The sequence below is a fragment of the Azospirillum formosense genome (genome assembly GCF_013340925.1).
Taxonomy (GTDB): domain Bacteria; phylum Pseudomonadota; class Alphaproteobacteria; order Azospirillales; family Azospirillaceae; genus Azospirillum; species Azospirillum formosense.
Genome location: NZ_WHOR01000052.1, coordinates 1 through 26,584, shown reverse-complemented (window position 1 = coordinate 26,584; position 26,584 = coordinate 1). Strand labels below are relative to the sequence as shown.

Annotated in this window: 23 protein-coding genes and 1 tRNA gene; 14 read left to right on the top strand and 10 right to left on the bottom strand. The window is 68.4% G+C overall.

All coding sequences use genetic code 11. The features are described from left to right. Positions 1-204: 204 nt before the first annotated feature. Entirely contained in the window at positions 205-1,491 is a 1,287-nt protein-coding gene (locus tag GBZ26_RS09660) for an oligopeptide/dipeptide ABC transporter ATP-binding protein (RefSeq protein ID WP_174438658.1), read from the top strand. Between the two features lie 186 nt (positions 1,492-1,677). After that, a complete protein-coding gene (locus GBZ26_RS09655) occupies positions 1,678-3,978 on the top strand; it encodes a mechanosensitive ion channel domain-containing protein (RefSeq protein ID WP_246653518.1) in 2,301 nt (766 codons plus the stop codon). Between the two features lie 41 nt (positions 3,979-4,019). Here the strand turns inward: GBZ26_RS09655 and GBZ26_RS09650 are convergent, their stop codons facing one another. Continuing rightward, positions 4,020-5,669: a response regulator gene (locus tag GBZ26_RS09650; protein WP_174438656.1), complete on the bottom strand. Its 1,650-nt coding sequence runs from the start codon at positions 5,667-5,669 to the stop codon at positions 4,020-4,022. A gap of 285 nt (positions 5,670-5,954) precedes the next feature. Here GBZ26_RS09650 and GBZ26_RS09645 point away from each other — a divergent pair, with 285 nt between their 5' ends. Then, positions 5,955-6,665: an orotate phosphoribosyltransferase gene (locus tag GBZ26_RS09645; RefSeq protein WP_174438655.1), complete on the top strand. Its 711-nt coding sequence runs from the start codon at positions 5,955-5,957 to the stop codon at positions 6,663-6,665. A gap of 49 nt (positions 6,666-6,714) precedes the next feature. On the opposite strand, the gene GBZ26_RS09640 is transcribed toward GBZ26_RS09645, so the two are convergent. From GBZ26_RS09640 to GBZ26_RS09630, 3 genes are all read right to left on the bottom strand, one after another. Beyond that, entirely contained in the window at positions 6,715-8,535 is a 1,821-nt protein-coding gene (locus tag GBZ26_RS09640) for a glycoside hydrolase family 17 protein (RefSeq protein WP_174438654.1), read from the bottom strand. 189 nt (positions 8,536-8,724) lie between these two features. Then, complete coding sequence (locus tag GBZ26_RS09635; protein ID WP_174438653.1) at positions 8,725-9,498, bottom strand: ferredoxin--NADP reductase; 774 nt, start codon at positions 9,496-9,498, stop codon at positions 8,725-8,727. 182 nt (positions 9,499-9,680) lie between these two features. Beyond that, a complete protein-coding gene (locus tag GBZ26_RS09630; RefSeq protein ID WP_174438652.1) occupies positions 9,681-11,123 on the bottom strand; it encodes a helix-turn-helix domain-containing protein in 1,443 nt (480 codons plus the stop codon). Positions 11,124-11,312: 189 nt separating this feature from the next. Between GBZ26_RS09630 and aceA the strand changes: the two genes are divergently transcribed. Next, on the top strand, positions 11,313-12,590 hold the full coding sequence (gene aceA / locus GBZ26_RS09625; protein ID WP_014239066.1) for an isocitrate lyase: 1,278 nt from the start codon (positions 11,313-11,315) through the stop codon (positions 12,588-12,590). A 688-nt stretch (positions 12,591-13,278) separates the two neighbouring features. Continuing rightward, positions 13,279-13,842 carry a DJ-1/PfpI family protein gene (locus tag GBZ26_RS09620; protein WP_035670743.1) on the top strand — a complete coding sequence of 188 codons (564 nt, stop codon included), beginning with the start codon at positions 13,279-13,281 and terminating at the stop codon, positions 13,840-13,842. A gap of 174 nt (positions 13,843-14,016) precedes the next feature. Here the strand turns inward: GBZ26_RS09620 and GBZ26_RS09615 are convergent, their stop codons facing one another. After that, complete coding sequence (locus GBZ26_RS09615; RefSeq protein WP_174438651.1) at positions 14,017-15,957, bottom strand: PAS domain-containing sensor histidine kinase; 1,941 nt, start codon at positions 15,955-15,957, stop codon at positions 14,017-14,019. A gap of 252 nt (positions 15,958-16,209) precedes the next feature. Between GBZ26_RS09615 and GBZ26_RS09610 the strand changes: the two genes are divergently transcribed. From GBZ26_RS09610 to GBZ26_RS09595, 4 genes are all read left to right on the top strand, one after another. Beyond that, entirely contained in the window at positions 16,210-16,902 is a 693-nt protein-coding gene (locus GBZ26_RS09610; RefSeq protein WP_174438650.1) for a sulfite oxidase-like oxidoreductase, read from the top strand. A gap of 226 nt (positions 16,903-17,128) precedes the next feature. Further along, positions 17,129-18,850, top strand: coding sequence for a 2-oxoacid:acceptor oxidoreductase subunit alpha (locus GBZ26_RS09605; protein ID WP_174438649.1), 1,722 nt, complete (start codon positions 17,129-17,131; stop codon positions 18,848-18,850). A gap of 20 nt (positions 18,851-18,870) precedes the next feature. Next, positions 18,871-19,713, top strand: coding sequence for a 2-oxoacid:ferredoxin oxidoreductase subunit beta (locus GBZ26_RS09600; RefSeq protein ID WP_174438648.1), 843 nt, complete (start codon positions 18,871-18,873; stop codon positions 19,711-19,713). Then, the gene (locus GBZ26_RS09595; RefSeq protein ID WP_174438647.1) at positions 19,710-20,243 is read left to right on the top strand and encodes a ferritin-like domain-containing protein; all 534 of its coding nucleotides are present in this window, start codon (positions 19,710-19,712) and stop codon (positions 20,241-20,243) included. Before GBZ26_RS09600 ends, GBZ26_RS09595 begins: the two co-directional genes overlap by 4 nt. Before the next feature lie 88 nt (positions 20,244-20,331). Here the strand turns inward: GBZ26_RS09595 and GBZ26_RS09590 are convergent, their stop codons facing one another. Next, complete coding sequence (locus GBZ26_RS09590; protein ID WP_174438646.1) at positions 20,332-21,717, bottom strand: YfbK domain-containing protein; 1,386 nt, start codon at positions 21,715-21,717, stop codon at positions 20,332-20,334. Here GBZ26_RS09590 and GBZ26_RS30855 point away from each other — a divergent pair. Together GBZ26_RS30855 and GBZ26_RS09580 are read left to right on the top strand one after the other, a co-directional pair. Beyond that, positions 21,695-22,117 carry a hypothetical protein gene (locus GBZ26_RS30855; RefSeq protein WP_174438645.1) on the top strand — a complete coding sequence of 141 codons (423 nt, stop codon included), beginning with the start codon at positions 21,695-21,697 and terminating at the stop codon, positions 22,115-22,117. The two genes, GBZ26_RS09590 and GBZ26_RS30855, sit on opposite strands and share 23 nt — an antisense overlap. Before the next feature lie 136 nt (positions 22,118-22,253). After that, positions 22,254-22,448 (top strand): DUF1289 domain-containing protein, encoded by a 195-nt coding sequence (locus tag GBZ26_RS09580; protein WP_174438644.1) that lies wholly within the window; start codon positions 22,254-22,256, stop codon positions 22,446-22,448. Between the two features lie 29 nt (positions 22,449-22,477). On the opposite strand, the gene GBZ26_RS09575 is transcribed toward GBZ26_RS09580, so the two are convergent. After that, positions 22,478-22,945, bottom strand: a complete 468-nt coding sequence (locus GBZ26_RS09575; RefSeq protein ID WP_137103862.1) for a PA2169 family four-helix-bundle protein — start codon at positions 22,943-22,945, stop codon at positions 22,478-22,480. Between the two features lie 189 nt (positions 22,946-23,134). On the opposite strand from GBZ26_RS09575, the gene GBZ26_RS09570 reads away from it, so the two are divergent. After that, the gene (locus GBZ26_RS09570; protein ID WP_014239055.1) at positions 23,135-23,650 is read left to right on the top strand and encodes a YciE/YciF ferroxidase family protein; all 516 of its coding nucleotides are present in this window, start codon (positions 23,135-23,137) and stop codon (positions 23,648-23,650) included. Positions 23,651-23,710: 60 nt separating this feature from the next. Here GBZ26_RS09570 and GBZ26_RS09565 read toward each other — a convergent pair whose 3' ends face one another. Then, positions 23,711-24,262 (bottom strand): YgjV family protein, encoded by a 552-nt coding sequence (locus GBZ26_RS09565; protein ID WP_174438643.1) that lies wholly within the window; start codon positions 24,260-24,262, stop codon positions 23,711-23,713. Positions 24,263-24,922: 660 nt separating this feature from the next. On the opposite strand from GBZ26_RS09565, the gene GBZ26_RS09560 reads away from it, so the two are divergent. Further along, on the top strand, positions 24,923-25,102 hold the full coding sequence (locus tag GBZ26_RS09560; RefSeq protein ID WP_174438642.1) for a hypothetical protein: 180 nt from the start codon (positions 24,923-24,925) through the stop codon (positions 25,100-25,102). A 77-nt stretch (positions 25,103-25,179) separates the two neighbouring features. On the opposite strand, the gene GBZ26_RS09555 is transcribed toward GBZ26_RS09560, so the two are convergent. Beyond that, a tRNA-Arg gene (locus tag GBZ26_RS09555) sits at positions 25,180-25,256 on the bottom strand. 170 nt (positions 25,257-25,426) lie between these two features. Between GBZ26_RS09555 and gpt the strand changes: the two genes are divergently transcribed. After that, positions 25,427-25,927: a xanthine phosphoribosyltransferase gene (gpt, locus tag GBZ26_RS09550; RefSeq protein WP_035670736.1), complete on the top strand. Its 501-nt coding sequence runs from the start codon at positions 25,427-25,429 to the stop codon at positions 25,925-25,927. A 91-nt stretch (positions 25,928-26,018) separates the two neighbouring features. Here gpt and GBZ26_RS09545 read toward each other — a convergent pair. Then, a partial coding sequence (locus tag GBZ26_RS09545; protein WP_174438641.1) for an ABC transporter permease occupies positions 26,019-26,584 on the bottom strand: 566 nt, incomplete at its 5' end.

The following is a 26,584-nucleotide window of genomic DNA, read 5'->3' as shown; positions in this document are numbered from 1 at the left end:
CAGCCCCAGCACCTCCGCGTAGCGGTAGCGGCGGCCAAGGAAGTCCAGGCACGGACGGTCGGCGTAGCGGCGGGCGGGCCCCTCGAACAGCCCGGCCCGCGGGGGCACGGCGGTCGGCTGGGCCCCGGCGGTGCCCCCCGGGGAAATGGGCAGCCCGGGGGGGGGCGGGGGGGCGGCCCCTGGGGCGCCGCCCTGGCGCTGGCCGTGGCGGCGCAGGCGGCTCTGCTGCGCGCCGGCGCCGCCACCGCCGCGCCCGGACCCGCCCGGCGCGCCCGTCTGCTGAGCGACGTCGCCGCCTGGACGCGGGAGGCCGGAACGGCGCTGCTGCTGGCCGGGCGCCCGACCCCCGACCCAATCAAGGCCGATCCAAATCGGGCCGATCCGGTTCCTTCCGGTCTGGCCGACCGCCGGCTGATCCTGACCCAAGGGCGCCTGGAAGAACCGGAGGAGGAGCCCGTCCCCGCACCGCCCCCCGTGGAGCCGGCGCCCTCCGGCCCGCCCATCCTGTCGGTGCGCGACCTGCGCGTCGCCTTTCCGCTGGGACGGGGTTGGCGCGGCGAGGAGCGCTGGCTGACCGTCCTGGACGGCCTGTCCATCGAATTGGCCGAGGGCGAAACGCTGGCCCTGCTCGGCGAGACCGGCAGCGGCAAGTCGGTGCTGGCCCGCGCCATCCTGCGGCTGGTGCCGCCGGTCGGCGGTCAGGTGTCCTGGCTGGGGACCGACCTCGCCGCCGCCCCGCCGGAAGCGATGCGCCGGGCGCGGCGGGATTTGCAAATCCTCTTCCCCGATCCGCTGGCCGCCTTCGACCCGCTGATGACCATCGGCGCGCAGCTCGCCGAAACGCTGGAGTCGCTGCGGCCCACCCGATCTTCAGCCGACCGCGACGCGCGGCTGGCCGAGGCGCTGGAGGAGGTCGGGCTGCCCGCGGCGGTCCTCGACCTCCATCCCGGTTCGCTCCGTCCGGCGGAGGCGGCGCGCGCCGGGCTGGCCCGCGCCCTGCTGACGGGGCCGCGCCTGCTGGTCTGCGACGAGCCGGCGGCCACGCTCGACGGGGCGGAGCGGGCCGACTTCCTGGCCCTGCTGCAGGCGATCCGCCGCCGCCGCCGGCTGGCCCTGCTCTACGCCACCCAGGACGCGGCGGAGGGCTTGCGGATCGGGCGGCGGGCACTGGTGCTCCTGCTCGGCCGGATCGTCGAGTCGGCGGACAGCACGGTTCTGGCGGCCGGGGCGCGCCATCCCTACAGCCGCGCCCTGATCGCGGCGGCCGGCTTGGTCCGCCCGGCGCTGCACGGCGATCCGCCCTCCCCCCTGCGCCCGCCGACCGGCTGCGCCCTGCGGCTGCGCTGCCCGCTCGCCCATGACGGCTGCGCCCAGGTCCCCCCGACGCTCGACCCCGTGGCGCCCGGCCACCGAGTCGCCTGCCATGTCGCGCAGGATGAGGTCCAAGACGGCCCCAAAAGCGGCGCCCAGACTGGCGGGAAAGCCACCTGAACCCCTGTCCGGAGCCCGCCGACGCCTTGGGCGCGGCCGCAATTCCGTCCCAAAAAGGTCTGAAACTGCGCGGGTTGGCAAGGAGGCGGGCACGGGATAACGTCCCCGGCCTTCACGCCCGCATTGCTGAAATCACGGAAAAGGACAGGGATGCTTCGCGCACGCACCCGGTGGACGGTCCCCTGCATGGGCGCACTCGCCGTCCTTCTGCTGCTTCTCGCCGGCCTCGCCGCGCCGTCGCTGGCCGCCGGCCCGGTGCCGGGCGCCGCCATGCCGGCCCCCGCCGCCGCGGCCCCTGCGGAACCCGCCGCCTCGCCCGATCCGACGCCCGAGCAGATGCAGGCGATGATCACGACGCTGGAGGACCCGGCGGCCCGCGCCCGGCTGGTCGAGCAGTTGAAGGCGCTGGTCGCCGCGCAGAAGGGGCTGGAGCAGGCCAAGGCCGAGGAGGCCCCGGCGGCCAGCACCCTGCCCGAAACCATCGGGGCCAGCGCCCTGTCCTTCCTGGCCGAGCGCATGGACGTGCTGAGCCGCCAGCTCGTCCAGGTCGGCAACGTGTTCAAGGAGCTGCCCGGCGCCATCGAGTGGGCGAACCGGCAGATGGTCGACCCGTCGGCCCGCGACCGCTGGGTGCAGATCGCCATCCAGCTGACGATGATCCTGACCGCCGGTCTGGCGATCGAACGCTTCGTCGGCTGGCTGCTCGCCCGCCCGCGCAACGCGCTCGCCGCCCGCCGGGGCACCACGACGCTGGTGCGCTTGCCGCTGCTGCTCGGCCGCGCGCTGCTGGAGCTGGCGCCCATCGCCGCCTTCATCGTCGTCGGCTACGCCATCCTGTCGGTCAGCGAGCCGGGGCCGCGCGTCCGGCTGGTCGCGCTGGCCGTCATCAACGCCACCGTCATCCTGCAGATCCTGCTGGTCGCCGCCCGCATCCTGATCTCGCCCTTCGCGCCCACCCTGCGCATGGTGCGGATGGGCGACGCCAACGCGCTGCGCCTCTACCGCTGGGTCCGCCGGCTGGCCGCGGTCGGCGTCTACGGCTATTTCCTGGCGGAGGGCGCCTATGTGCTGGGCCTGCCGCTCGGCGCCTACGGCGCGCTGCTGAAGCTGCTCGGGCTGGCGATCGCCGGCATGCTGATCGCGCTGATCCTGCAGAACCGCCGCATCGTCGCCGACTGGATGCACGGCAACCCGCTGTCCGGCGACGGCGACCCGACGGCCACCGCGGAGCGCGAGTCGGAGGGCCAGGGCGCCGTCCTGCGCTCCGCCCGCCGCCGCTTCGCCGACGTCTGGCACGTTCTGGCGATCATCTATGTCGTGGTGACCTTCGGCGTCTGGGTGTTGAACGTCTATGGCGGGTTCGAGTATCTGGCCCGCGCCACCGGAATCACCATCCTGGTCGCGGTGATCGCCCGGCTGCTCGTCAACGGAATCAACCGCGGCCTGCGCCGCGGCCTGCGCATGGTCCCGGAGAGCCAGGGCGCCCTGCCGCCGCTGAAGGACCGCGCCTCCCTCTACCTGCCCTTCCTGCACCGGGCGGTGAAGACGGTGATCTGGGTCGGCGCGGCGATGATGATCCTCTACGGCTGGGGCTTCGACACGCTGGCCTGGACGGACACGCGGCTGGGCCAGCGCATCCTGCGCAGCACGGTCACCATCGCCCTCCTGCTGGTCGGCTCCATCGTCGCCTGGGAGGTGGTCAGCGCGATGATCGAGCGTTTCCTCGCCTCCACCGACCGCAACGGCACGCGGATCGAGCGCAGCGCGCGCGTGCGCACCCTGCTGCCGCTGCTGCGCAACGCCTTCCTGATCCTCCTGGTGACCATGGTGTCGCTGATCACCCTGTCGGAGCTGGGCGTCAACATCGCGCCGCTGCTGGCCGGTGCCGGTGTGGTCGGTCTGGCCGTCGGTTTCGGGTCGCAGACGCTGGTCAAGGACATCATCACCGGCCTGTTCATCCTGTTCGAGGACAGCATCTCCATCGGCGACGTGGTGGACGTGGGCGGCGGCCATTCCGGCTCGGTGGAGGCCATCTCCATCCGCTCGATCCGGCTGCGCGACGGGTCGGGTGCCATCCACACGGTGCCCTTCAACTCGGTCAGCACCGTCAAGAACATGTCGAAGGACTTCTCCTACGCCCTGTTCGAGGTGCGGGTCGCCTACCGCGAGGACCCCGACCGTGTGATCGAGCTGCTGAAGGACATCGGCACCGGCCTGCAGGCCGACGCGCTGTTCGCGCCCGACATCATGGCGCCGCTGGAGGTGATGGGCCTGGACAAGTTCCAGCCCGACTCGACCCAGCTGATCACCGCGCGCTTCAAGACCCGCCCGACCAAGCAGTGGGGCGTGTCGCGCGAGTTCAACCGCCGCATGAAGAAGCGCTTCGACGAGCTGGGGGTGGAGGTGCCGACCGGCTCCATGCAGCTCATCGTCGGCGGGAACCATCCCGACCGGGCGCTGGCCGAGGCGCTCAGCCAAGGGTCTTAAAAAACCAGGGCTCGTAATCGGGAGCCGTGCGGCCGGGGGCCCTACGCCTCCGGCCCGCCGCGCTCCAGGACCGCGACGAAGGCGTCGACGACGCGCGGGTCGAAATGCCGGCCCGACTCGGCGCGGATCAGATCGACCACCGCCGCCAGCTCCCACGCCTCCTTGTAGGGGCGGCGGTGCAGCAGGGCGTCATAGACGTCGGCAACCGCCACGATGCGGCCCGACAGCGGGATGGCCTCGCCCGCCAGCCCCTGGGGATATCCCGTGCCGTCGAACTTCTCGTGGTGGCTCTCGGCGATCTCCGCCCCCATCGACAGGTAGCTGCGCCCGCCGACCGGTCCGGAGGCATCGCGCAGGATGCGCCCGCCGATGGTGGCGTGCTCGCGCATCTGGGTGATTTCCTCGGGGTCCAGCTTGCCGGGCTTGCGCAGGATCTGGTCGGGGATGGCGACCTTGCCGACGTCGTGCAGCATGCTGGCCAGCCCGATCAGCTCGCAGAAGCGGTCGTCGGCATCACCGCCGCAGGTACCCCGCGCCTGAAGCTCCCTTGCGATGGCGGTGGCCCAGCGGCCGATGCGCCGGACATGCTCCCCGGTGACCTCGTCCTTGTATTCGGCCAGCTTGCCCAGCGCGTGCACCGTGGCGATCTGGGCGAGGCGGAGCTGTTCGTACAAGGATACATTGTCGAACCCGACCGACATCCGGGAGCAGAAGATCTCCAGCAGCCGCCGCTCGACCTCCGGCAGGCCGCCATGCCCGCCGATGAACAGCGCGCCGGGGCCGGGGCTCTGGGTCTGGAACAGCGCGACGCTGTGGTCGTCGCGGTGCAGGCTGCGGCCCCGCGCCAGGGCGGCGGCGATGTCGGCGCAGGCCGCCTCGGGCAGCACGGCACCGACCGGCCGGCCGGTCGCCTCGGCGAAGACGCCGGTTCCGCACAGCACCACCGCCTCCCGGAACCGGCCGCCCGGCCCCGGGCCTTCCGGATTTGAATCTTCCGGATTTGAATCTTCCGGATTCGGGCCCGGCGGCACCGCGCACAGGAAGGCGCCCGTCGCTCGCGGCAACAGAGCGGCGACCCGCTCCACCACGCCGAGGGCGAAGCGGTCCATGGAGCGCTGCTCGAACAGGGTGCCGGCGGCGTCGACGATCGTTTCCAGCCCCTGCCGGTTGCGCTCGATCGCGTCGATGTGCTGGTAGGATCGCAGGGCGGCCACCGTCGTGGTGAACAGCTTCTGGGCGGTCAGCTCGCTCTTGGCCTTGTAGTCGTTGATGTCGTAGCTGACGATCACCTGCCGCTCCGGCGCCTGTCCGGGCTGGCCGGTGCGCAGGATGATGCGGACCCGCCGGTTGCCCAGAACCTCCCGGATGTGATGGACCAGCCGCAGGCCGGCGTCCTCCGTCTCCATCACCACGTCCAACAGGACGGCGGCGATGTCGGGATGGTCGTTCAGGATCGCCCGCGCCTCGCCCCCCGAATGGGCGGACAGGAACTGCAGGCGCCGCCCGTCGAAGCTCACATCGTTCAGCACCACGCGGGTGATCGCGTGCACCTCCGGATCGTCATCGACGATCAGCAGCTTCCAGGGGGCGGCGACGGTGCCGGAATTCGCGGACGACGGGTCCGGAGCGTCCTCGTCGGCGAACAGCAGGTCGTCGTCCTCGCCCTGGCCCCAGCCCTGGATGTCCGACATCGCCGTTCCCCGCCCCGCTCTGTCAAAGCTGCATGGCTACAATTCGATTCTCTTTTTCAACGTTTGTCGCGGTTCGTGTCAACCGCCCTGGCGCCTTCACACCCAAGACCACAGGCGGAGGGTGGCTGCGGCGCGTTGTCCTCCCCCGTTTCGACTACCACTGAAGCGCCTTCCCCGCCGCGTGTGGAGGGGTTGCGGCCCGCCCCGAACGGGTGATCATCGGGAGAAAGGTGTGAGGCGAAAAACCGAGGCTGAAAAACAACGCGGGAACGACGGGGGCAGGCCATGATACCGGACGCTTGGGACATCGAATTACGCGAAGGGGCCATCGACGTGGCCCGCCATCTGATCGAGACCGGTTGCGTCCGGTACGACCCGGAGCATTTGTGCAACCACGGTTCGGGGCTGGTCAGCCCGGTCCATCTGGAGGGTCGGCGGCTGCTCTCCTACCCCGCGGTGCGCGACGAGGTGCTCGACTTCGCGCTGCGGATGATCGGCCAGGAGATCGGCGACGGCGAACTGGACGCCATCGCCGCCGCCGAGGGGGCCGGCGTGCCCTGGGCCGCGCTGATCGCCGACCGGCTGGAGTTGCCCCTCGTCTTCGTGCGCAAGGAGGCGCCGGAGGGCCTGCAGGGCTACAAGCACCGGATCGAAGGGCGGGTGGAGCCGGGCTGGCGCGTGCTCCTGGTCGAGCAGATCGCCGCCGACGGCCACCGCAAGGCCCGCTTCGCCCAGCCGCTGAAGGAGGCGGGCTGCGACGTGCGCGACCTGTTCGTGCTGTTCCAGTACGGAATCTTCGACGAGATCCAGGAGCATCTGGCCCCGCTGGGCATCACCATGCACGCGCTGGCGACCTGGTGGGACGTGCTGGAGGTGGCGAACCGCGGCCATTACCTGGACGCGCAGGCCCAGGGCGAAATCCACGCCTTCCTCCACGATCCCAAGCGCTGGACGGCGGAGCACCAGAAAGGCCGGAAAAGCGAAAAGGCGGCCTGAGGCGGGGCAGGCCCCCTCTCCCACGCCAAGCGGGAGAGGGGGAAGACCGTCACTGCCCGGCGACGCGGACCCACGGGTGGCCGGCGCGAGCGGTCTCGCCGCGGCGAGCGGCCAAGACGGCGGCGGCGTAGGGCACCGCCAGCAGGAGCTGAAGCCCGGCCCAGGATAGCGCTTCCCAGTTCGGGCTGGTCCACACCACCTCGTGCAGGGCCTCCAGGAAGGGAAGCTGCCCGTAGATCAGCGACTCCATCGGCACCACGCCTTCCGCCAGCACGGTCAGCAGCGCGCCGAGCAGCAGCAGGGCGGCCAGCACCGACTCCAGCGGCAGGCGGCGGACGGCGCCGCACAGGCCCCTCGCCGGCAGATCGGCCGCCGGGACGGCGGGGCGGAACAGCCCGCCGATGCCCCAGGCGGCCAGCGCCCCCGTGCCCTCCGGACGCCGCGTGGCGCGCATGGCGCCGAGCGCCAGCAGGCCGAGCGCCGGCAGGGCGAAGTACCAATTGGGGAAGTCGCGGTAGCGCCCGTCGAACACGATCAGGAGGCTCCAGGCGATCCCCAGCAGAGCGAGCAGGATGGCAGAGGCCTTGCCCACCGTCTCCAGCCGCGACAGCGCCGGACGGCCGCGCAGCGGCGCCAGCGGCGCCAGCGGCTCCAGCGCCAGACCGCCGCTGCCCAGCGCCCGCCGGGCGGCCAGGAGAACGGCCATCGACAGCACGGCCGTCGCCACCAGCATGACGACCGACAGCGCCACGTCCTGCGGGTAGTGCTTGCCGTGCAGGGCGCCCCAGACGGCGTGGACGAACAGGGTGGACAGCGCCTGCGCCAGGAAGGCCAGGGCGGCGAAGGCCCCGGCGGTCAGCGGACGGCCCCGCAGGGTCAGCCCGACGACCAGAAGAAGCGCGAGGCCGGAGGAGACGCCGAACAGCAGCGGCCATTGGCGGTTCTCCACCACCGGCCCGGCCAGGGCGAACTTCGCCTGACGGTCGGCGGTGTAGAGGCCCCAGTGGCCGCCCACCGTGCCTTCCAGCTTGGCCTTCCAGCCCTGGTCGAAGGCCTCGATCACGTTGTAGTCGAAGCCCTCCTGCTCGGCGAGGCGGACGAAGCCGTTGACGAACTTGGCCTTGTTGACCAGCCCGGTGACCGCGGCGCCGCGCGACCGGCCCTCGGTCGGCCAGCCGGTCTCGCCGACCAGGATCGGCTTGCCGGGGAAGCGCTGGGCGATCGTGCGGTAGCTGCCGCGGATGCGCTCCATGGCGCCGGCCACGTCGGTCGGCACGTCTTCCCAGTAGGGCAGCAGGTGGATGGTCAGGTAATCGACGTGATCGGCGATCTGCGGGTACTTCAGCCACCATTCCCAGACGTCGGCGTAGGACACCGGCTGCTTCACCGCCGCCTTCACGCGGTCGATGTAGCCGGCCACCTGCTCCGGCGTCAGCTCGCGGCGCAGCAGCACCTCGTTGCCGACGATCACGCGGGTGATAACGTCCGGGTAGCGGTTGGCGAGGTCGATGAGGGACGCGACCTCCTTCTCGTTCTTGTCGAGCCGCGACGACAGCCACGCCCCCATGGTGACCTGCATGCCGTGGCGGCGGGCCAGTTCCGGCACAACCTCCAGCCCCTCCAGCGAGGTGTAGGTGCGCACCCCCGCCACCTGCGGGGCGAGCGCCGCCAGATCCTCGTCGATCTGCTCGGTGCTGGGAAATGTCTGTGTCAGCGGGCTCTGCCCATCGCGGAAGGGCGCGAAGGACACGCTTTTCAGCTTGCCGCCGGGCGGGGGGTCGAGCGGCACCGGCTGGTTCGGCAGCGACCAGACGGCAAAATTCGCGAGGCCGGCCACGAGCAGCACGGCGAGGATCGTGATGAGGCGCATGGAGGGGATGTCTACACCAAATGCGGGATCGGCAAAACGGTCTGGCGAAAAGGAAAACGGGCGCGCCCCCAGGAGGGAGGCGCGCCCGTCAAGGACCGGTCGGACCCGATCGGGCCGACTGGAGTTGATGACGTGCCATCGTCACGTCCCATCAACGAACCGCGGCCCGCTTTATTCCGGCAAATCCGTTCAGCGTTCCACAAAAGCCTTTTCGATCACGTAATGACCGGGTTCGCCGTTGTGGCCCATGGAGAAGCCCAGCTCGTTCATGATGCCGCTGGTCTCGTCCAACATGGCCGGGCTGCCGCAGATCATCACGCGGTCGACCTCGCGGTCGAAGGGGGCCAGACCGACATCGGAGAACAGCTTGCCGTTGCGGATCAGGTCGGTGATGCGGCCCTGGTTGCGGAAGGGCTCGCGCGTCACGGTCGGGTAATAGATCAGCTTCTGCGTCACATCCTCGCCGAAGAACTCGTTCTCCGGCAGGACGGTGTTGATGATGTCGCCGTACGCCAGCTCGCCCACCGTACGCGTCGTGTGGGTCAGGATCACCTTGTCGAACCGGGCGTACATCTCCGGGTCCTTGATGATGCTGAGGAAGGGAGCGAGGCCCGTGCCGGTGCTGAGCAGGTACAGGTTGCGGCCCGGCAGAAGGTTGTCGGTGACCAGCGTGCCCGTCGCCTTGCGGTTGACCAGCAGCGTGTCGCCTTCCTTGAGGTGCTGGAGGCGCGAGGTCAGCGGGCCGTCCTGCACCTTGATCGAGAAGAACTCCAGCGTCTCCTCGTAGCTGGCGCTGACCAGGCTGTACGCGCGCAGCAGCGGCCGGCCATTCACCTCCAGGCCGATCATGGTGAACTGTCCGGGATCGAAACGGAACGAGGGATCGCGCGTGGTGGTGAAGCTGAACAGCGTGTCCGTCCAGTGGTGAACGCGCAGGACGCGCTCATGAATCAGATTGCTCATGGAATCCGCAGGTCCGTTTCGGTGACCGGCATGCCGTGGCCGGTGTCGTTTCAGAAGCCAAGCCGTGCCGCATTGCAGCACATCTCTTTAACAACAAATTCGTCAACAGACCACTAATTTATACCAACAATTTTGTTGTGGCTTTTCGGTTACCACAAGGCCGCTTTGCGAAATAAACGGCCTTACTCTCCCGCCGGCGGAGCGAAGAGATAGGGCGACAAACCGCGCAGATTCTCATCGACAATCAGGCGATGGTTCAGCGGCGGGAAGGCGCGCTGCGAGCAGTCCAGCCGCGGGCAGAGCCGGCAATTCACACCAATGGGAGTCGCCGCCTCGGTGTTTTCCAGATCCACACCGTCCGCATAGGTGATCTGCGCCGCGTGCTGGAGATCGCAGCCCAGCGCGATGGCGAACTGCTGCGGCGGGCTGCGGAAGCCGCCGCCGGCCTTCACCACCGTGCGGGCGATGGAGAAGTAGGTGGTGCCGTCGGGCATCTGGGCCAGCTGGCTGTGGATTTTTCCCGGCGTGCGGAAGGCCTCGTAGACGATCCAGCGGGCGCAGCCGCCGCCGAAGCGCGCCAGATGGAAACCGGCGCCGGAAAAGCGCTTGGACACGTTGCCGGCGCTGTCCACCCGCATCAGGAAGAAGGGAACGCCCTTCGCCCCCGGCCGCTGCAGCGTGGTCAGCCGCTGGCAGACCTGCTCGAACGAGGCATCGAACCGGCGGCGCAATATTTCGATGTCGTATCGAACCTGATTGGCCGCCTCCCAGAACCGGGCGTAGGGCATCAGCACCGCCGCCGCGAAATAGTTGGCCAGCCCGATGCGGGCCAGTCGCCGCGCCTCGTCGCCCGTCAGACCGGACGAGTCGACGATGTGGTTCAGCAGGTCGCGGTGGCGCAGCAGGGCGATCTGGCAGGCGAGCTGGAAGTTGCGGCCGGACGGCGCCAGCATCTCCGACAGCAGGATGCGCCGCCCGTGCCGGTCGAACCGGCGCACCGCATAGCCCATGATGTCGGAGGGCAGCAGCCGGACGCGGACGCTGTGGTTGTTCAGCAGATAGTCGGTCAGGCCCCGGTAGAGATCGCCCTTCTCCAGCCGGCCCTCCTGCCACAGCTCCTCCGCCGCCGCCTCCAGCTCGGCGAAGTGGTTGGAATGGGTCTGGAAGAGGTCGCGCACCTCGTCCTGCGGGAAGGAGGTGGCCTGGACCAGATGGAACTTCTCGCGGTCGGCCACCCGCTCCGACAGGGTTTGCAGGTCGTCCCGGCTGGTGCGGAAGGCGCGGTAGAGCGCCACCACCGCCTGCCCCAAAGTCGGAGCGACCGCCGCCAGTTCGCGGAAATCCTGGTTCTTGATGTCGGAGCCGTCGAACAGCGGGTCGGCGAAGACCTCGCGCAGGCCGGCGACGAGGCGGCTCTCCTCGTCCTCCGCGAAGCTCTGCAGGTCCACCCCGAACTGCTGGCCCAGCTTCAGCAGCAGCGGCACGGTGACGGGGCGCTGGTTGTGTTCGATCAGGTTCAGGTAGCTGGGGGAAATGCCCAGCTGCTCGGCCATCTGGGCCTGGGTCAGCCCATGGTCGCGGCGCAGCCGCCGCACCTTCGGACCCAGCATCGCCTTCTTGTCCATGACCGCCCGAACTCCAGCTGCGCTGATTTACAATATTTACTGATTTACAGAACTTTTCAGACGGCAGTTTACAAACAGACCCTTTTACAAACAAGGGCATGTTGCAAGGCAGCGAAGGCCGTTTTAGTTGTTTTGTCAGGGCAAGCGCTCAAAAGCAGCGCAACGGTGACGAAAAGAAGGAAAACGACCATGTCGCTCGATGAAAAGACCAAGGCCGCTCTCCGCGCCGCGCGCTTCGAAGGCATCAAGCGCGATTACACCCAGGACGATGTGAAGCGCCTCAGCGGCTCGGTCAAGATCGAGTACACGCTGGCCGAGATGGGCGCCCAGCGCCTGTGGGAACTGCTGAACACCGAGCCGTACATCAACACGCTGGGCGCGCTCACCGGCAACCAGGCGATGCAGGCGGTGAAGGCCGGCCTGAAGGCCATCTACCTGTCGGGCTGGCAGGTCGCCGGCGACGCCAACCTGGCCGGCCAGATGTACCCGGACCAGAGCCTGTACCCGGCCAACTCGGTGCCGGCGGTGGTCGAGCGCATCAACAACACCTTCAAGCGCGCCGACGAGATCCAGACCGCCGAGGGCAAGGGCGACACCTACTGGTTCGCGCCGATCATCGCGGATGCCGAGGCCGGCTTCGGCGGCCCGCTGAACGTCTTCGAGCTGATGAAGGCGATGATCAAGGCCGGCGCCTCGGGCGTCCACTTCGAGGACCAGCTCGCGTCCGAGAAGAAGTGCGGCCATCTCGGCGGCAAGGTGCTGATCCCGACGCAGCAGCACATCCGCACGCTGAACGCCGCCCGTCTGGCCGCCGACACCATGGGCACCTCGACCATCGTGCTCTGCCGCACCGACGCGGAGTCCGCTCAGCTCATCACTTCCGACGTTGACGAGCGCGACCATCCCTTCATCGACTTCGACGCCGGCCGCACCTCGGAGGGCTTCTTCCGGCTGAAGAAGGGCACGGGTGTCGACCACTGCATCGCCCGCGGCCTGTCCTACGCCCCCTACTCCGACCTGCTGTGGTGGGAGACCTCGCGTCCGAACCTGGAGGAGGCCAAGCGCTTCGCCGAGGCGATCCGCAAGGAATTCCCGAACAAGCTGCTGGCCTACAACTGCTCGCCGAGCTTCAACTGGAAGGCCAACCTGGACGAGGCGGACATCGCCAAGTTCCAGCGCGAGATCGGCGCCATGGGCTACAAGTTCCAGTTCGTGACGCTGGCCGGCTTCCACAGCCTGAACTACTCGGCCTTCAAGCTGGCCAAGGGCTACGCGGCGCGCGGCATGGCCGCCTACTCGGAACTGCAGGAGGCGGAGTTCGCGGCGGAGGCCGAGGGCTACACCGCGACCAAGCACCAGCGCGAGGTCGGCACCGGCTACTTCGACGCGGTCGCCACGGCGATCTCGGGCGGCCAGTCCTCCACGACCGCCTACAAGGACTCCACCGAGGCCGACCAGTTCCATTGATCGAAAAGCTGGGAGCGTCCGGTTCCATCCGCCGGACGCGCCCGCCTCGAACGAGACAGCACTTTGCCCCCGCAAAGTGTGAAAGGGTCATACGGCCGCCCATCGCGGCAGCCTCCCCGGCTCGGGCCGTATGACCGGTTTGCGCCGATCGTCGGACGGTTGGCTTCGGCCCGCCGCTCCGGTGACCGGTGGTTCCTGATCCGGTGTGCGAGCCGGATCTCTTCGAACGGCTGACGCTATTGACTTCAAACGGCCGGGGGTCCGCCTCCGGCCGTTTCTTTTTGCGTCCGCCCGCTTTCCTCACGACCATTCGTTGTCACAGCCGCGCCATAGGGGCATGGCTGACCTGCGCCATCCCAACCGTCATAATCGGGAAATCGTGATTAAGTCTTGAGCGCAACCGCGAAATTGCCGTGCCGGTTGCCCTGCCCAACGGTGGGGAAGCTGCGTTGCAGTGCGGAATAAGCCATTGACTTGGGACCTCGTTGCCGCCACTTGTGTTCCATGCTCACCACAAACCGATCAGGGGCGTAATTGCCCCCCCGCCGGACCTCACCTGACGAGGGCCGGCTGCGGGTCCCATCGCCGCGCAAGGCCTTGCGCGGCGTGCGCCGTTTCTTTTCCCCGACGGCGCATTCCTTGGCGATGGCCCGCACACACTGGTTGAACGATGAAAGGACAAGACAGTATGGATCAACCCCTCGCAGGAAAGAGCATTGCCATTCTCGTCGCCAACGGCTTTGAGGAACTGGAGATGACGGAGCCGCAACGGGCTCTCCTCAAGACCGGCGCTACTCTTCGTACGATTTCGCCCGAGCAGGGGCTGGTGAACGGCTGGCACGGCAAGTCCTGGGGCCATTACTTCCCGGTGGACAAGCAGGTCGGTGAGGTTCTGGGGGCCGATTACGACATGCTGCTGCTGCCGGGTGGCGAGCGCAGCGTCGCCAAGCTCCAGCAGAGCGCCCACACCCGCCGCATCGTCGGCCACTTTCTGGACGCCGGCAAGCCGATCGCCGCGATCGACCAGGGCATCCAGCTCCTGGCCATCCCGGGCAAGCTGAAGGGCCGCACGCTCGCTGCCCCCGAGGCCGTCCGCGCCGAGCTGGAAGCCGCCGGCGGAAAGATCAGCGACGAGGCCCTGGTGGTGGACAACGTGACCATCACGGCGCTGGGCCATGACGAGCTGGCCGCCTTCGTCGAGCAGGTCGTCAAGGTCTTCTCCGAGGCTGCCGCCGTCCGCAAGGCCGCTTAAGGCCAAGCCAGCTTAAGGCCAGTCAGCGCGCCTCGACGGGCCACCCGTCTTTCCTGCGGGTTTCGTCTTGTGAGTCCACGGCCGCCGCGCATCCAGCGCGCGCGGCCGTTGCGCATTTCAGGGCACGCGTTTCGGTTTCAGGGCACGCGTTTCGGAGCGTATCGTTTCCAGTCTTCAGGGCCGCTGCATCCTGCCGCCGACCCGGCAGGGCGGGAAGGTCAGGCGCACGGTCGTCCCCACCCCGACCCGGCTGTCGATGTGGAAGCTTCCGCCGTGCAGGGCGATCAGCGCGCGGGTCAGCGGCAGCCCCAGGCCGGAGCCGCGCTCCGCCGCCTGATTGCGGCCATGCACCTGCCCAAAAGCGTCCAGCGCCACCGGGATTTGTTCGGGCCGCATGCCGATGCCGTTGTCGGTGACGGTCAAGGCGATGCCGCCCTCCTCCGTCAACTCCCCGCGCACCAGCACGCGCCCATCCTTGGCGGGGGCGAACTTGATGGCGTTGCCGATCAGGTTGGTCAGCATCTGGCGGATCTGCGAGGCGTCGGCGTGCAGGCTCGGCAGATCGTTGGGAATCTCCATGCACAGCGCGACCGCCGCCTCGCACGCCCGCGGCTGCATCATGCCGAAGGTCAGATCGACCAGCAGGGAAAGATTGCAGGCTTCCTCATGCAGGTCCATCCGCCCCGCCTCGATCCGTGCGAGGTCGAGCAGGTTGTTGATGAGGTCCAGCATGTAGACGCCGGCCGCCGCGATCTGCCCGGCATACTCGCGGTAGCGCGGATTGTTCGGCCCCATCATCTCGTCATGGATGATCTGGGCAAAGCCGAGCACGGCGTTCAACGGCGTGCGCAGCTCGTGGCTCAAATGGTGGACATAGTCGGACTTGCGCTGGTTGGCCCGTTCGGCCTCATCGCGGGTGACGCTCAGCTCCGCTTCGCGAGTCTTCAGGTCGGTGATGTCGGCGCGGATGCCGACGGTCCCGCCCTCGTGGGTCCGCCACTCCTCGATGCGTATCCAGCGCCCGTCGTGAAGCTGCACCTCCATGGGAGCGCCGGCTCTGCGGTGCTGCTCGAGGCGCCGCTCGATCCAGCCGTCCAAGTCACCGTCCGGCACCTGATAGACGCCCCGCTCCACCCCGCCGCGCAGTACCTCCTCGAACCGGGCCCCCGGCGTGATGAGGTCGGTGTTGGCGGAAAACAACTCCCGGTAGCGCCCGTTGCACAGCACCAACCGGTCTTGGGCGTCGTACAGCACGAAGCCTTCGGTGATGCATTCGATGGCGTCGGACAGCAGATGGTGGGCGCGCCGGGCCGCGCTTTCCGCCTCCACCCGCTCCGTGACGTTGCGGATGCTGCACATCACGCGGTCGCTGTCGGGCAACGCGACCAGCCGCGCCTCGAAGAATTTGGTGCCCCCCGCCGATCCGGAAGGCGGCGGCAGGGAGAAGTCCAGACCGATCACCGTCTGGCCCTCGTTCAGCCGGCCGAGCGCCGTGGCCAGCATCCCGGCGGCGGGATCGGGCAGCACCTCCTGCACGCGGTGCGCCAGGAAGCGCTCGGCGGGAACGTTCAGGTCGCCGGGACTGGCGGCGGCGAAGTCGAGGATGGTGCCGTCGCGCAGCAGTTCGAAGCGGATGTCGGGATAGGCGTAGGACAGCGCGATGAGTTGCTCGTTCAGCCGCATCATCTCCTGCCGGGCGCCGCTGTCGGCGGGGGCTTCGGCCAGGATCAGCCCGCTTGGGCCCGGCGCCGGAACCAGCCGGAGATCCACCTCCAGCGGCAGGATCAGGGGGGCGTGGATGGTTGCCCGCGCGTCCACTGTCCGCCCCGCGGCGGCCTGCTCCAACGGGGTGGGGAGCCGGCTGGACAGGCTGACCCGGACGGCGGCGGCGGGCGCGTCGCGCTCCAGGCCGATCAGCGCGCGGGCGGCGCCGTTCAGCCATGCGGTCAACCCATCGGGACGGAGCAGCCACAGCGGCGTGGCGAGCGCGTCCAACCATTGCAATCCCGCGGCTTCTTCCAGGGCCATGTCCAGCTCGTCCTTCTCCAGCCGGGCCCGTCCCAGCCTGGAGGGCGCCGCATCGGTTTGCGGGGCGACGGGCAGGGCGGTGGTCATGGGCGGCAACATGGCAGGTAACGCATAGCGGACATGCTACCAGAGCAAGACAGGGCGTGAACAGGGGCAGGGCAACCGTCCGAACCGTCTATTTCCGGCCAAACCTTGGAAAATGGGACGGAAGGGTAGCGGATCAGCCTTTCGCACCGCAAGAAACCGCGGGATCGGCGCTGACACCGGCCCCCATCCATGCATAAATCCGTACCGCTCACCAGAGACATCGCTGCCGATCCACCCCTTCGGAGGACCGCAATGGCCGACGAGTTTCCTCAAGATGGCCCGCAGGACGTGCCACAGGACGGGCGGATCCGCGACAAGCTGATCGCCACCAAACAGCAATGGGCCCGGGAGGGCCGGGGCCTGACCGGGGAGACCGCCGACCCGGCGCGCGACCGCCTGCCGCCGGGCCAGCGCTTGGTGGAGACTTGGCCGGTGCTCGATCTCGGCATCGTGCCGCGGGTGAGCGAGGCGAACTGGACCCTGGCGGTGGACGGGCTGGTCGACACCCCCGTCACCTGGAGTTGGGCGGACCTGCAGGCCCAGCCGCGGGAGCGCGTCCTCTCCGACATCCACTGCGTCACCACATGGTCGCGCTACGACAACCGGTGGGAGGGCGTGTCGACGCGGCACCTGCTGTCGGTCGTCCGGCCGCGGCCGGAGGCGCGCTTCGTCCTCTGCCACTCCTCGGACGGCTACACCACCAACCTGCCGTTGGACGCCTTCGCGGCGGAGGACGCGCTGCTCGCCACCGGGTGGGAAGGCCAGCCGATCAGCCGCGACCATGGCGGCCCCGTCCGAGTCGTCGTGCCGAAGCTCTATTTCTGGAAAAGCGCCAAGTGGGTGAAGCGAATCGAGGTCCTGGCGGAGGATCGCCGCGGCTATTGGGAGGTCCGCGGTTATCACAATGACGCCGACCCCTGGCGGGAAGAACGCTACAGCGAGTAGCGTGCGACGGCACTTGCCATTCCGGTCCAGAAACAATCCCGGCAACAGTCGGTGCCAAGGGATGGCCGTTTGCCAAACAAGAATTGGTCGGACCATTCCATGACGTGACTTCGCAAAATCGTGACGTCTTTCGTCCGGTTTGCGCCAGATCATTCCCTTGTTCCGCAATGCTGACGTAGCCGTACGGGCGTCGGGCGACTCACATTCGGACGCAAGGGATTAACCAATGACAGTGGACTCGGTCACGATTGCCCTGGTGGGCAGCGGTGGCGCCGGCGCGATGACCGCCGGACAGATGCTGCTGGATGCCGCCGCCAACGTGGGATGGTACGGATTGATGTCGCGGACCACCGGCCCGCAGATCCGTGGCGGTGAAGCCGCCGCCCTCGTTCGCCTGTCGCCGACACCCGTTCACGGTCCTGGAGACCGTTTCGACCTGATCGTCGCCTTCGACTGGCAGAATGTGGAGCGCTTCGCGGCCGAGCTTCCGCTGTCGGACCAGAGCGTCATCATCACCGACCCCAGCCAGGGCGAGGTGCCCGCGGTCCTGGCCGCCAGCGGCGCCAAACAGGTCGAGCTGCCGATCAAGGAGCTGGCCGGGCGCATCCCCGGCGGGCGCGTCAACATGGTCGGCCTCGGCGCCGTCGCGGCGATCGTCGGCCTGCCGCGCGCCGGCATCGACGCGGTGATCCGGAAGGCGCTGGGCAAGAAGGGCGACGCCGCCATCCAGGCGTCCAACGCCGGCATCGACGCCGGCTCCAAGGAGGCCGCCGGCTGGAACCTCGGCCTGGAGCTGGCCGCCCCCAACAAGGAGGGCGCCGTCCGCTGGAACATCTCCGGCAACGAGGCCGCCGGGCTGGGCGCGCTGAAGGGCGGGGTGAAGTTCTGCGCCGCCTACCCGATCACGCCGGCGACCGAAATACTGGAATGGCTGGCCCCCAACCTCGCCAAGACCGGCGGCAAGCTGGTCCAGGCGGAGGATGAGCTGGCCTCCATCGCCATGTGTCTGGGCGCCTCCTTCAGCGGCGTGCCCTCGATCACCGCGACCGCCGGCCCCGGCCTGTCGCTGATGACCGAATGCATCGGCCTGGGCGTGGCCTCCGAAACCCCGGTGGTGATCGTCGACGTGCAGCGCGGCGGTCCGTCCACCGGCATCCCGACCAAGTCCGAACAGTCCGACCTGAACATCGCCGTCTACGGCCTGCACGGCGACGCCCCGCATCTGGTGGTCGGCCCGACCTCCATCGGCGACTGCCTGTTCACCACCCAGTGGGCGGTGCATCTGGCCGAGGCGCTGCAGACCCCGGCCATCGTGCTGTCCGATCAGGCGATGGGCCAGTCCCGCGCCATCGTCGACAAGCCGGCCGACGCCCCCCACAAGGCGAACCGCCTGCTGGCGACCGATCTCGGCGGCGAGGCGAAGTACAAACGCTACGCCGACACCGAATCGGGCGTCTCCCCCGCCGCCATCCCCGGCATGCCGGGCGGCGAGCACACCGCCGACGGGCTGGAGCATGCGGAGAGCGCCCTGCCCTCCTCGCAGGCGTCGGATCACCAGAAGCAGCTCGACAAGCGGCTGCGCAAACTGACGTCCTACGACTACGGCGATGCCTGGGCCGACATCGAGGGCGAGGGCGAGATCGCCGTCGTCACCTGGGGCTCCGCCACCGGCCCGTCGCGCGAGGCGGTTCGCCGGCTGGAGGCCGCCGGCACCAAGGCCCGGCTGGTCGCCATCCGCCTGATCTCCCCGGTCCAGCCGGCCAAGCTGGCCGCGGCGCTGGACGGCGTCTCGAAGGTGCTGGTCGTCGAGCAGACACACGGCGCCCAGTTCCACAAGTTCCTCCGCGGGCATTACGACCTGCCGGGCACGGTGTCGGTGTTCAGCCGCCCCGGCCCGCTGCCGATCCGCGCCCGCGAGGTGCACGAGACGCTTCTTTCCCTGATCTGACCGGCCGGAGCACGAAATCCATGGATACCCATCTGACCGACGATGTCGTGGGCCCGCTGCCCGGCGACTACAAGTCCGACGTGAAGCCCATCTGGTGCCCCGGCTGTGGCGACTATTCCGTGCTGGCCGGCATCACCCGCGCCATGGCGACCATGGGGCTGGAGCGCCACGACACCGTCGTGGTGTCGGGCATCGGCTGCTCGTCGCGCATCCCCGCCTACACCAGCGTCTACGGCTACCACACGGTGCATGGCCGCTCGCTGGCCGTGGCGTCCGGCGTGAAGCTGGCCCGGCCGGAGCTGAACGTGCTGATCTTCGGCGGCGACGGCGACGGCTTCTCGATCGGCGGCAACCACTTCCTGCACGCCTGCCGCCGCAACGTCGACATGACCTACATCGTCATGGACAACCAGGTCTACGGCATGACCAAGGGCCAGGCCTCGCCGACCACCGAGGCCGACTGGTGCGAGTCGAAGCTGACCCCGGAAGGGCCGGGCGTCAACCCGATCCAGCCGGTCGCCCTGGCGCTGGCCTGCGGCGCCAACTTCGTCGCCCGCGGCTTCTCCAACAACCCGAACGAGGTCGCCCGCCTGATCGTGGAAGGCGTGAGGCACCCCGGCTTCTCGGTCATCCACATCCTGTCCCCCTGCGTCACCTTCCGCCCCGAGCAGCGCGGCTGGAAGAGCACGGTCCACCCCTACGGCCGCGAGCCGACGGACGACCCGAACGAGGCGATGCGCGCCGTCCTCGAGGACGACGGGTTCGGCCTCGGCATCTTCCTCGCCGGCAACCGTCGTCCGTTCCAGCCGGGATCGACGGCCACCCACAGCATCGCCCAGATCGAAGAGGGGTTCGCGGTATGAAGACGAAAGTCCTGAACGGGGCCGCCAACGTCGGTCTGTTCCTGGCCCACGCGCTGGCGCTGGAGATCGAGGCGGCGGAGCGCTACACCGAGCTGGCCGACAGCATGGAGGCCCACAACAACCTGGAGGTCGCCAAGCTGTTCCGCGATCTGTCCACCTACTCGGCCAAACACGCCGAGGAGGTGAAGCAGATCGCCCGGGAGTTCGGCGCGCTGCCCAAGGTCGCCCCTTGGGAGTTCCAATGGGACGCCACCACCGAGTCCCCGGAGTCGGCGGCCTTCGAGAACGCCCATTACCTGATGAAGCCGCACCACGCGCTGAAGATGGCGCTGCTGAGCGAGCATCAGGGCAACAACTACTACGCCTCGGTCGCCGCCGAGACGAAGGACCCGGAGGTCGCCCGCCTCGCCCGCGAGTTCGCGGAGGAAGAGGCCGGCCACGTCGCCCTGGTCCGCAAGTGGCTGGAGCGTTACCCGGCCCCGAAGGACGACTGGTCGGACGATCCCGACCCGCCCAACATCTCCGACTGAAACGTCTGAGCGTGGGGCGGAACGCCTTGCGGTTCAGGAACGGGGCGGCCCGGTGCCGCCCCGTTTCCTTTTCAGGCGATGACCGCGGTCACCGCGCGGCCCGGCTGCCCGCCAGTTCGACGAGGCGGATGAACTCGGCGCGCGTGCCGTCGGGGTCGGCGCCGCGGGCGCCGCGCGCCAGATCGGCGATCTGCGCGTAGGACATCATCTCGCCGCCCCCCGCGCTGCGCAGCTTTCCGGCGAAGGATGCCACCGCCAGGGCGAAGCGGGCCTCGGCGGGAGCGGCCTCGACGGAGGCCAGGGCCTCGCCTTTTTGGATGGGGCGCTCGATCAGCCGGCTTTTTGACTGGCCGGGCAGCGTGTAGCGCAGGCGCAGGAAACCGAACTCGTTCGCGTTTACCGCATCCCTGGTCGTCTTAACCTTATGGCTGGCTTCGTAGCGCAGCGGATCGACGCCCTTGCCCCTGGCCCCCGGCGGCAGGAACTCATAGAGCGCGGTCACCGCATGGCCGGCGCCGACGTCGCCCGCGTCCACCCGGTCATTGTTGAAATCCTCGCGGCGCAGCGCCCTCGTCTCGTAGCCGATCAGCCGGTACTGCCCGACCAGGGCCGGGTTGAACTCGACCTGGAACTTCACATTGTCGGCGACCGGCACCATGGTGGAGGACAACTCGTCGCGCAGGACCTTCTTGGCCTCCTGCATGCCGTCGATGTAGGCCGCGTTGCCGTTGCCCGCCTGGGCCAGCCGCTGCATCACCACGTCGTTGAGGTTGCCCAGCCCGACGCCGAGGACCGACAGATAGACGCCGGTCTCACGCTTCCCCGCGATCAGCGTCTCCAACTCCTTGGGATCGACGATCCCCACGTTGAAATCGCCATCGGTGCCGATCACCACGCGGTTGACCGCCGCCTTGTCGAAATTCCTCTCCGCCAGCGCATAGGCCGCCTGGATTCCGCCGCCGCCCGCGGTAAGGCCGCCCGCCGTCAACCCCTGGATGGCCGCGCGGATGGTTTCCTTATCCGTTCCGGCGGTGGGCTCCAGCACCACGCCGCTGTTGGCGGCGTAGCTGACGATGGCCACATGGTCGTCCGGCCGCAGATCGTCCACCAGCATCAACAACGCCTGCTTCAGCAGCGGCAGCCGGTCTTGCGGCGCCATGGAGCCCGACACGTCCACCAGGAAGACGAGGTTCAGCGCAGGTCTTTGCCTGCGGGCGACGTCGTAGGCACGGATGCCGATGTGCAGGATGCTCGCGCCCTCCGTCCAGGGGGACGGATAGACCGCCACCGTCGGGCGAAAGGGAGCGGCGGGCGACTCCGGGCGCGGGTAATCGTAGTGGAAGTAGTTGACCATCTCCTCCACCCGCAAGACAGGGAAGGGGATGGGGTGCCCTTCGTTCAGCAGGCGGCGGACCACCGCGTAGGACGCCGTGTCCACGTCGGCGGAAAAGGTGGAGACGGGCGCCTCGGCCACCGGCACGAAACCGTTCGGCGACGCCGTGTTGAACCGCCCCGGCGCTGCGGCGGCAACCTCCGCGTTGAAATACGGCTGTCTTGCGGAGGGCGCGGGGGCGGACGCCGGGTATCCCTGGCCGCCGCCGGGCGGCATCGCCGACATCGGCGCCTGGGGGGGCACCCCGCAAGCCGTCAACACCGTCGCCAGCGCCATCGCGCCGAGCAGACTCCCCACTGACCTTCGCTTCACCGAAATCTCCCTCGTTGGACTCCACGGAACACCGCGGACCACAGTTCTGAATGCCAATTTGGGAGATTTCTTGTCTGAAGAATTCGCCTTTCCGGCATTTTCCTGGCGAATTTATGGCTCATGGGTTGATCGACGGAAATCCACTCTCTCCATCATTGCAGAAAAATAACCGATGGTGTCGGTGGGGCTTGTCAAAAGCGCCGAAATGCCGCAAGAGCGGGCACTTCCGGCCCGGCCGGACGGAGCGGCGCCAGCGCCACGCCGCCGGCCACCGCGCACTGCCCCGCATTCATCTGGATTCCGGAATGTCCCAGCCCACCGAGACCGAGTTCGTCCAGTCACCCTGCGTCAGCGTGTGCAAGCTGACAGCCGACCGCGCCTATTGCATCGGCTGCCTGCGCACTCTGGAGGAGATCCGCGGCTGGAAGCACATGGACGCCGGCCAAAAACGCGCCCTGCTGGCCGATCTTGAGAACCGGCAGTCTGCCGCCGCGGAGTAACGTTCTACCTCTTCGTCAGGAATCCCAGATCAGGCCGCGGCACCGCGCAGCAGGGTCATGCGGTCGCGGTCGGCGCGGATGCGGTCGAGATGCTGGACCGCCACCGCGGTGATCGGCAGGGGCAGCTCCTTGGCCAGGGCCTCCTCGTAGGCACGGACGCATTCGCCCTCGCCGCGCTGCACCTCGGCGAGGATCGCCTCGCGGTCGTGCCCCAGCACGTTGGTCTTGAGTTCCAAAAAGAAGCGGTGCGCGCCGCCCATCACGGTGCCGCCCATGTCCGGCGCCCCGCCCTGTTCGGCGACGAGGCGCTGCACCTCCCGCACGATGGCGCCGCGCTGGGCGGCCAGATCGTTGAACAGGGCCTTCAGATCCTCGTCCTCCAAGGCTTCCGCGGCCTGACGATAGGCTTCGTGGCTGTCCTCGACGATGCGGATCAGATCGTTGAGGGTATCGACGATCTGGTCTTTTCCCATCACGGCCGGTTCATTTGCCGACATGGCCGGTTCCTCCCCTGGCAGGCTGCCCAACCACTTGAAAACCTGCCGCCCCGGTGAAGGTTCCTTGATGCATCCGAAGGGTGCTCCGGTCGGTCGGGCCGCATCGTCCGATGGTGACGAACCGCTGCTCCGCCTGTTGTCGCTCAATCCCCAATGGACTGTCCGATAACGCAACGAGGGAGAGGACCTGTGGCCAACACCACCAAGGAAACCCTGATCGACTGGCTCCGCGACGCCCACGCCATGGAAAGCCAGGCCGTCGAGATGCTGGAGCGGCAGGCGGAGCGCATCAAGAACTACCCGGACGTCCTCGCCAAGGTGCAGGAGCACATCGAGGTGTCGAACCGGCAGGCCGACCGGCTGAAACAGTGCCTGCAGCGCCTGGGCACCGACACCTCGGCCATCAAGACCGGTGTCGCCATGCTGATCGGCAACGCCCAGTCGCTGTCCGGTGTGGTGGCGTCCGACGAGATCGTGAAGGCGTCGATCTTCGACTATTCCTTCGAGCATTTCGAGATCGCCAACTACCGCGCCCTGATTTCCGCCGCGGAACAGGCCGGGGAGCCGGAGATCGCCCGCATGCTCCAGCCGAGCCTGGACGAGGAGCTGGAAATGGCCGCGTGGCTGGAACAGCGCCTGCCGCAGCTCACCAAGACCTATCTGGAGCGTCGGGAAACCGCCGGCACCGCCGAAGCGAAGCGCTGATACCAACATTTCGCTTGCGAGACCGCTCCGGGGCACCGTCCCCGGCGCGGTTTCCGTTCGTCAATGCACCGCCAGCGCCGATTGCCGGCGAACCGCCGGACGGGCGCGCCACAGGCTGAGCAGATGGCCGGACAGGGTCATCGCGTCCGACGCCAGCCCGAAGGCCGAGCCGGCCAAAGCGTTGTGACCGGCCCCGACCACCGTCGAGGACAGGAAGAACATCCGCATCCGCCCGACCGTGCTCTGCCAGCGCCCGATGGTCCCCAGGATGAAGCCCGCCGCCGACAGGGCGGACATCGGCCCCTGCCACGTCGCCGCCGCGACCGCCAGCGCCGCCGGGACCGTCAGGACGAACAGCCCGCGCAACCAGCGCGGACGCCGTTCCGGATAGGCGGCGGCCATCTGCACGAGGCCGAGCGCGCACATCAGCATGCCCGTATGGGCACCCAGGGCGAAGAAGTGGACGACGAACAGCGCGCCGGCACCAGCCTGCGCGGTGAGGATCGCCCGCCGGTCCTGCAGCAGCGTGGACAGGACGCCCAACGCCAGACCGGCAAGCCCGCTCACCGCGACCAGCGACAGGGACGGCAGGTAGTGCAACAGGAAAACCATGGATAACGCCTTCACCCTTCGAAAAATGCTGCGCCGCAGCAAAAGGCCGCGGCGAAGGGGGCGGACGCTAGGCGCGGATGGTTAACCGGCTGTGAATCGGGGTGTGATCAAGAGTGGGCGCCACGTCCCGCGGCAGCGATTCGCGATAAGGGCAAAAAGCGTTTAATGCCAACGATCTCGCGACCTATGGCCTGACCATGGGCATACCCCTGTGGTCGGGGGCACCCCATGGGCATTTCACCTTTGCGACGTTTCCCCGGGACGGCCGGGCGGTCATTCTTCGCACCGCAAGATGACACGCCCGACAAACACACGCTTCTCGACGCCGTACCTTCCCGAAACGCCGTGCCTGAGACGCCTCTGGAATAAGACGCTCTGGATGAGATGCCCTATGACCCAGCTGACGAAACGGGACGCCGCACGTCTTCCCGCTCCACCCACCTGTTGCCATTGCGGGAAACCTTTGCGGGCCGGGGAACCGCATTGGGCCGGCGATAGCGAGAACCGCCCTTGGCATTATGGCTGCGCCGAGCGGGTCGGCCTGACCATGTCCTGGACGCGGGTCCGCCATCGCCGCACGATCGTCGCGGGAGCTTGACCGCTCCGTGCTGTTGACCCCTCGCCGAGATCCATCGGCAGGGCTTTTTAAAAGGGGGAAGCATGAAGGGGACACCACAAAGCCTCTGGCTGTCCATGGCCAACCGGTCGGCCAGCCAGGCCATCGGTTTCTGGAGCGGCGTGTTCAACGCCGCAGCCCGGCGCAACCAGACCGCCCTGTTCAACGCCATGACCAAACCGCCCAAGGCGAAGCGCACGACACGGAAAAAGAAAAGCCGCTGAGGTGGATGCCCGTGTGGCAAGCACCAGAACGCAGAAAAGCCGCCCAAGGGCGGCTTTCTTGTGCAGACCGGAAGGAATGGCGCGCCCGAAGAGATTCGAACTCCTGACCCCCAGATTCGTAGTCTGGTGCTCTATCCAGCTGAGCTACGGGCGCATTCCTGTTTGTCTTCCCGGCGGCGGCGGTAACCGTCCGTCGTCGAGGCGCGCAACTTACTCAAAAGGATTCCGGGCTGCAAGACCTTTTTTCGCCTTTTCACGCGGTCGATTGCCCGGCGGTGGGGCTTGCGGTATAAGCGGCGCACGTTTCTTTCGGAGTCCATAGCCGTGCCAGAAGCCGTTCCGTTCAACAAGCACTTCCCGGTGTCGTGGGAGGAGCTTCACCGCAACGCCAAGGCGTTGGCCTGGCGCCTGATCGACAAGGGCCCCTGGAAGGGCATCATCGCCATCACCCGTGGCGGCCTCGTCCCGGCGGCGATCATCGCGCGCGAGTTGGAGCTGCGCATGATCGACACCGTCTGCGTCTCCAGCTACGACCACCAGAACCAGCGCGAGGCGATGGTGCTGAAGGGCGTGGAAGGCGCCAACGCCGGAGACGGCGAAGGCTGGCTGATCATCGACGATCTGGTCGACACCGGGAAGACCGCGGTGGTCGTGCGCAAGATGCTGCCCAAGGCGCATTTCGCCACCGTCTACGCCAAGCCGCTGGGGCGTCCGCTGGTCGACACCTTCATCACCGAGGTGAGCCAGGACACCTGGATCCACTTCCCCTGGGACATCGAGCTGCAATTCTCCCAGCCGATCGCCAAGCAGCACCGCGGCGCCTGACCTGCCTCATTCAACCCTCTCCCCCCTGGGGAGAGGGGACAACTCCCACCCGCTTGACACTTGACACAAGCCCAACCATCTTGTGTCAACTCTACAGCAGCCCCGCCGAGCGGTGGCGCGGGTCGAACGCGTCGCGCAGACCGTCGCCCAGCAGGTTCAGCCCCAGCACCGTCACCGCGATGGCCGCCCCCGGAAAGATCGCCTGAAGGGGGGAGGTAAACAGAAAGGTCTGCGCGTCGCCCAGCATCTTGCCCCAGGACGGTGAGGGCGGCTGGATGCCCAGCCCCAGATAGCTCAGCGCCGCCTCGTTCAGCACCGCCACCGCGAACAGCACCGTCCCCTGGACGATCACCACCCCGGCGATGTTGGGCAGCACATGCACCAGCGTCACCGACAGCGGCCCGCGCCCCAACGCCAGCGCCGCCCGCACGAAGTCCCGCCGCCAGACGGCCAGCGCCGCCCCGCGCGCCACCCGCGCGAAGACCGCGGCGTTGAACAGGCCGAGCGCCAGCACGACGTTCACCGCCCCCGCCCCCAGCGCCGCCGTCAGCAGGATCGCCGTCAGCACCGCGGGAAAGGCGAACAGCAGGTCGCCGAGCCGCGCCACCGCCTCGTCCCCCCAGCGCCCCCAGGCCGAGGCGGTGGCGCGGCTCGGCG

Coding starts and splice junctions, on each gene's coding strand:
- GBZ26_RS09650 (WP_174438656.1), bottom strand. CDS start 5,669: ATGTCGGACATCCAGGGCTGGGGCCAGGGCGAGGACGACGACCTGCTG.
- GBZ26_RS09595 (WP_174438647.1), top strand. CDS start 19,710: ATGAAGACGAAAGTCCTGAACGGGGCCGCCAACGTCGGTCTGTTCCTG.
- GBZ26_RS09615 (WP_174438651.1), bottom strand. CDS start 15,957: ATGACCACCGCCCTGCCCGTCGCCCCGCAAACCGATGCGGCGCCCTCC.
- GBZ26_RS09620 (WP_035670743.1), top strand. CDS start 13,279: ATGGATCAACCCCTCGCAGGAAAGAGCATTGCCATTCTCGTCGCCAAC.
- GBZ26_RS09630 (WP_174438652.1), bottom strand. CDS start 11,123: ATGGACAAGAAGGCGATGCTGGGTCCGAAGGTGCGGCGGCTGCGCCGC.
- GBZ26_RS09560 (WP_174438642.1), top strand. CDS start 24,923: ATGAAGGGGACACCACAAAGCCTCTGGCTGTCCATGGCCAACCGGTCG.
- GBZ26_RS09610 (WP_174438650.1), top strand. CDS start 16,210: ATGGCCGACGAGTTTCCTCAAGATGGCCCGCAGGACGTGCCACAGGAC.
- GBZ26_RS09565 (WP_174438643.1), bottom strand. CDS start 24,262: ATGGTTTTCCTGTTGCACTACCTGCCGTCCCTGTCGCTGGTCGCGGTG.
- GBZ26_RS09580 (WP_174438644.1), top strand. CDS start 22,254: ATGTCCCAGCCCACCGAGACCGAGTTCGTCCAGTCACCCTGCGTCAGC.
- aceA (WP_014239066.1), top strand. CDS start 11,313: ATGTCGCTCGATGAAAAGACCAAGGCCGCTCTCCGCGCCGCGCGCTTC.
- GBZ26_RS09640 (WP_174438654.1), bottom strand. CDS start 8,535: ATGCGCCTCATCACGATCCTCGCCGTGCTGCTCGTGGCCGGCCTCGCG.
- GBZ26_RS09575 (WP_137103862.1), bottom strand. CDS start 22,945: ATGTCGGCAAATGAACCGGCCGTGATGGGAAAAGACCAGATCGTCGAT.
- GBZ26_RS09635 (WP_174438653.1), bottom strand. CDS start 9,498: ATGAGCAATCTGATTCATGAGCGCGTCCTGCGCGTTCACCACTGGACG.
- GBZ26_RS09655 (WP_246653518.1), top strand. CDS start 1,678: ATGGGCGCACTCGCCGTCCTTCTGCTGCTTCTCGCCGGCCTCGCCGCG.
- GBZ26_RS09645 (WP_174438655.1), top strand. CDS start 5,955: ATGATACCGGACGCTTGGGACATCGAATTACGCGAAGGGGCCATCGAC.
- GBZ26_RS09605 (WP_174438649.1), top strand. CDS start 17,129: ATGACAGTGGACTCGGTCACGATTGCCCTGGTGGGCAGCGGTGGCGCC.
- GBZ26_RS09600 (WP_174438648.1), top strand. CDS start 18,871: ATGGATACCCATCTGACCGACGATGTCGTGGGCCCGCTGCCCGGCGAC.